5 protein-coding genes and 1 riboswitch are annotated in these 4,816 nt (G+C 71.3%); of the genes, 3 read left to right on the plus strand and 2 right to left on the minus strand.

Annotated features, from left to right (window positions below):
* Positions 1-550, minus strand: a 550-nt coding sequence (locus AB0M20_RS27800; RefSeq protein WP_364303099.1) for a cytochrome ubiquinol oxidase subunit I, incomplete at its 3' end; no start/stop codon positions are given.
* A 74-nt stretch (positions 551-624) separates the two neighbouring features.
* On the opposite strand from AB0M20_RS27800, the gene AB0M20_RS27805 reads away from it, so the two are divergent.
* The 3 genes from AB0M20_RS27805 to AB0M20_RS27815 all read left to right on the plus strand — a co-directional run bounded on the left by AB0M20_RS27805 (position 625) and on the right by AB0M20_RS27815 (position 3,065).
* On the plus strand, positions 625-969 hold the full coding sequence (locus AB0M20_RS27805) for a BlaI/MecI/CopY family transcriptional regulator (protein WP_364303101.1): 345 nt from the start codon (positions 625-627) through the stop codon (positions 967-969).
* Entirely contained in the window at positions 966-1,838 is an 873-nt protein-coding gene (locus AB0M20_RS27810) for a M56 family metallopeptidase (protein WP_364303103.1), read from the plus strand. The genes AB0M20_RS27805 and AB0M20_RS27810 overlap by 4 nt, the downstream gene beginning before the upstream one ends.
* Positions 1,839-1,930: 92 nt before the next feature.
* A riboswitch (cyclic di-AMP (ydaO/yuaA leader) is annotated at positions 1,931-2,067 on the plus strand.
* A gap of 14 nt (positions 2,068-2,081) precedes the next feature.
* Positions 2,082-3,065: an NlpC/P60 family protein gene (locus tag AB0M20_RS27815; protein WP_364303105.1), complete on the plus strand. Its 984-nt coding sequence runs from the start codon at positions 2,082-2,084 to the stop codon at positions 3,063-3,065.
* A 19-nt stretch (positions 3,066-3,084) separates the two neighbouring features.
* On the opposite strand, the gene AB0M20_RS27820 is transcribed toward AB0M20_RS27815, so the two are convergent.
* Positions 3,085-4,548: a diguanylate cyclase gene (locus tag AB0M20_RS27820; protein ID WP_364303107.1), complete on the minus strand. Its 1,464-nt coding sequence runs from the start codon at positions 4,546-4,548 to the stop codon at positions 3,085-3,087.
* Positions 4,549-4,816: the final 268 nt, after the last annotated feature.

Raw genomic sequence — 4,816 nt, forward strand, 5'->3', positions numbered from 1 at the left:
GGAAGGCGGCCAGGTTGACCTTGTTGGTCAGCAGCTCGGTGAACGAGGTGAGATGCGCGCGCCCGGTCGCCGGGTCGAGCTCGTACGCGACGGGGTTCTGCATGAACGAGTTGGCGGCCAGGATGATGAACGCCGACAGCAGTGTCCCGATCGCCACCACGACGATCGTCGCCAGGTGCAGCATCCGCGGCAGCCGGTCCCAGCCGAAATACCACAGCGCGAGGAACGTCGCCTCGAGGAAGAACGCGAGCATCCCCTCGATGGCCAGCGTCGGGCCGAAGACGTCGCCGTAGAAGCGGGCGAACGCGCTCCATCCCATGCCGAACTGGAACTCCTGCACCAGCCCGGTCACGACGCCGACGGCGAAGGTGATGATCAACAACTTCCCGGTCAGCTTCGTCAGGAACAGCAACCGATCCTGACGGGTACGCAGCCACGCGATCTGCAGCCCGGCCGCGATCGCCGCCAGGCTGATCGACAGCGGCACGAAGAAGTAGTGGTAGATCGTGACGACGGCGAACTGCAGCCGGGTCAGGTCGAGCACGTCCATGCGAGGCTCCCCTACGACGTCCTGTAGTAGATACTACGTCGCGTAGTACGACGTCGTGCAGTAGACTGGCTCACATGGCGCTGGGAGACCTGGAACGCGAGGTCATGACGCAGTTGTGGGCGGCGGGGGAGCCGCTCACGGTGCGGCAGGTCCACGAGCGGCTGAGCGGGCGCGGCCTTGCCTACACGACGGTGATGACCGTGCTCGACCGGCTGGCGAAGAAGTCCGTGGTGGTGCAGGAGAAGGACGGCCGGGCCTACCGGTACGCGCCGGCGCAGACCCGTGAGCAGATGACCGCGAGCCTCATGCTGGACGCCCTGAGCGACACGCCCGATCAGGACGCGGCTCTGGCGTACTTCGTCGGTCAGCTCCCGCCGGACGCCATCGCCGCCGCCATCGAGGCCGCGAAAAAGGCGTGACCGCGCTGCTGCTCGGCGCGCTCGGGCTGACCCTGTCGCTGGTCGTGCCCGGCGCGCTGGCCGGCGCCCGCTGGCCGGACCGCGCGCCCGCCGCCGCGGTGCTGCTCTGGCAGGCGATCACCCTGGCCGGCGTGCTGTGCGCGCTCGGCGTGGTGCTCGCCGGGCCGGAGGAGCTGGTCCGCGCCGCGGGCAGCGGCCGCCGGGTCGCGGTGGCCGTGCTGGTCGCCGCCCTGGCCGTGGCCGCGCTGATCGTCGTCCGGCTGCTGGTGTCCCTCGCCGGGGTGATGTGGCGGTCCCGCGCCAGGCGCGCCCGGCACCGGCTGCTGGTGGATCTGCTGGATCGGGCCGAGCAGCGCGCCGGCCTCGATGTGGACAATCTCCGGATCCTGGACGGCGCCCAGCCGCTCGCCTACTGCGTCGCGGGCCGGGAGCCTCGCGTCGTGCTCACCGGTGGCGCTCTCGACGTGCTCGACGACGCGCAGGTCGCCGCCGTCATCGCGCACGAGCAGGCCCACCTGCGGCACCGCCACGAGCTGGTCCGCGAGTCGTTCACCGCGTTCTACAAGGCGGTGCCGCGGCCGCTGCGGTCGCGGGCGCCGCTGGACGCGGTCAACCTGCTGCTCGAGATGGTGGCCGACGACGCGGCGGCCGCCCGCGTCGGCCCGCGAACGGTGCGCGGGGCCCTGGAACGACTGAGCGACGGGGGAGACGGCCGCGGCCGGCGACTCGACCGGCTCGCCGGGGCGATGACGACCTCGCCCGCGCTGACCGCCGTCGTCGTGGTCGTCGCCGTCGCCCTGCTGGTGCTCCCGACCGTGGTGGTCGTGGTGCCGTGGCTCAGTGCGGCCGTCAGCAGATGGCCACTGTAAGTCACTCCCGGGCGTCGAGTTTCCGATCAACCCCTTTGCTAGTACGGTGGTGCCCGGCCTGACAGCCCCCATCGCCCACCCCCGGGCGACCTGTCCGGCCACCGCCCAATCACGTTGAGTGAGCCGGGGACCCACGAAGTCCCATGGGGTGAAGCCGCGAGGTCTGCGGCCGGGAGCGCTTCCCTTCCGAACCCGTCAGCTAACCCGGTCGGCGGCCGAGGGAAGAAAGGGATACGCCCTAACGTGAGCCGCGCAGCCCGTCGCCTGCTCTGCGTTCTTGCCGCCGTCGCGGCCACCATCGTCGTCCCCGTCGCCCCGGCGCAGGCCGTGCCTTCAGTGCCTTCGCCCGGCAGCGTCGAGGACCAGATCGACCAGCAGTGGAACAAGCTGGAGCCGGTCATCGAGCAGTACAACAACGTGCACAACAAGCTGGTCGCCAACCGCCGGCAGCAGGCGGCCCTCCAGAAGCGCCTGACCCCGCTCGAGGTGGAGGTCAACGTCGCCATGGCGCAGGTGCGGGGCCTGGCCGCGGACGCGTACAAGCAGGGGTCGCCCGGAGCCGTCAAGGCCTTGATCATGACCGGCGACCCGGGTGGGCTGACCGACAAGCTGATGTTCCTGGACCAGTACGCGAAGCACCAGCGGGCCGAGGTCAAGGACGTCTCCGACCTGCGCGACAAGCTGGCCTCCGACAAGGCCGACCTGGACACGCTGACCGCGACGCTGGCCACCCAGGACACCGCGCTGGCCCGCAGCAAGGCCTCGATCGAGAAGAAGATCGCCGACCTGCAGAAGCTCCGGGTCCAGGCGTACGGCGACGCCGGACAGGACGACGGCCCGCTGCGCACCGGCCCCTGCCCGGTCACCTACACCAACGACAAGGGCGGCCGGGCCGCGCAGAAGGCGTGCTCGCTGATCGGCAAGCCGTACGTGTTCGGCGCCGAGGGCCCCGGCGGCTACGACTGCTCCGGCCTGACCAAGACCGCGTGGGCCGCCGTCGGCGTGCACCTCGAGCACTACACGAGGGATCAGTGGGGTCAGGGCCGGGCGATCGGCAAGGCCGACCTGCAACCCGGCGACCTGGTCTTCTACTATCCGGGCAGCCTGCACCACGTCGCCCTCTACATCGGCGGTGGCAAGGTCGTGCACGCCCCGCACACCGGCGACCACGTGCGCATGGCGTCCATCGACCGGGGGCCGATCGCGGGCTACCGGCGACCGGGCTGACGGATCACGGGCTGACCGGTCAGTAGTTGAGCCAGGGCGCGTCGAGGTCCTCCTCGACGTACAGCTCGTAACCGTTGCGGGTGCGGCGCTTCGACCGGTACATCGCCGCGTCCGCGTGGCGCAGCATGGTCTTCGCGTCGGTGCCGCCGGGGAAGGCCATCGCCACGCCGATGCTGCAGCCCACGTCGAGGCGCAGGCCGGCGACCGAGCTGTTGCGCTCGATGCCCTCGATGATGCGGGAGGCCACGGCCATCGCCTCGTCCGCGCCGCCGACCCGGGTGAGCACCACGCCGAACTCGTCGCCGCCCAGCCGGCCCACCGTGTCGGTGTCGCGGACGGTCCGGCGCACCACGTCCGCGATGGCGTTCAGCAGGCGGTCGCCCACCTCGTGCCCGTACGTGTCGTTGACCAGCTTGAAGCCGTCCAGATCCAGGAAGAGGAACCCGACCGGGTGCTGGTAGCGGGTGCCGTGGGCGAGGGCGCGCTCCAGGTCGCGGGTCAGCGTCGGCCCGTTGGCCAGCCCGGTGAGGCTGTCGTGCGCGGCGGCGTGCGCGATCCGGTCCTGTACCGCCCGGCGCTCGGTGATGTCCCGGTGGTGCCCGACCACGGCGTGCACCTGGGGGTGCGACAGCATGTTGCGCAGGATGACCTCGTGCCAGTGCCAGGCGCCGTCGGCGTGCCGGAACCGCATCTCGGCGGTGTGCTCGACGCTGTCGTCGGCGGCCAGCACCCGCTCGTGCAGCTCGGCATCGGCCAGCAGATCGTCCGGGTGCACGTACTCCCGGAGCCGCTTGCCGGCCACGTCGTTCGGGAAATAGCCCATCACCTGGGCGATGGCCTGGCTGGCGTAGGTGACCGTGCCGTTCGCCTCCGACATGGTGATCACCTCGGAGCCGTCCCGCAGCAGCGCCCGCAACCGCTCCTCGCCGGCCCGCAGCGCGGCCTCGGCCCGCTCCCGCTGCTCGGTGGAGTGCCCGATCACGCGGGCGGTCGTCAGCGTGCCCAGAGCGATCAGCATGGAGACGCCGTGGCCCTGGGGCAGGGGCAGGTAGCTTTCCAGGAGCCCGGTCATGAAGGCCAGCTCGCCGAGCCCGATGGAGACGGCGCTGCTGACGGCGAGCGGCTTCCACGACCGGGAGCCGTCCGCCCTGAGGTACAGCGTGAAGATGTGCAGGTGCGCGACCGCGAGCAGCGCGCCCCACCCGACCATGTACATGACGGCGGTGGTCAGCAGCACGTGCACGGCGATCCGGAGCCACAGCCGGCCGCCCGGCCGGCCGCCGGAGACCCACCGCTGCACACCGGACTGCTGCCAGGCGGCGCCGGCCACCAGGGCCACGGCGATCCACCACAGCGGCGTGTTGCCGGACAGCCCGAACTGGCGCAGGACGACGATGACGACCAGCGCGGCGAGCGGTTCCAGGCCATCCCGGCCGAACCGCTCCACCATGGCCCGGAATGCCCGGAACCTGTCCGCTCGCATCTCGTTGTCCCTCCACCACCGCCACATGGTTCCGGCGTAGTGGAACCATCGGCCGCGCCACGCGGATGTGAACCCCTTCCGGACGGAAAACTTGGCCGTCGGCGGGTGCATAATGCCAAGCCATGACCGACCAGGCGCCGTACCGGCAGCCTCCCGCGCCCGGCGCAGCCCCCCAGCCGGCGCCCCACGGTCAGCTCCATGACGCGCCGCTGCCGGAGGCCTCCCGGCACACCGTCCGCGTGATGGCCGCCGTGCTCATCCCGGCCGC

It is taken from the genome of Actinoplanes sp. NPDC051633 (genome assembly GCF_040681735.1).
Taxonomy (GTDB): domain Bacteria; phylum Actinomycetota; class Actinomycetes; order Mycobacteriales; family Micromonosporaceae; genus Actinoplanes.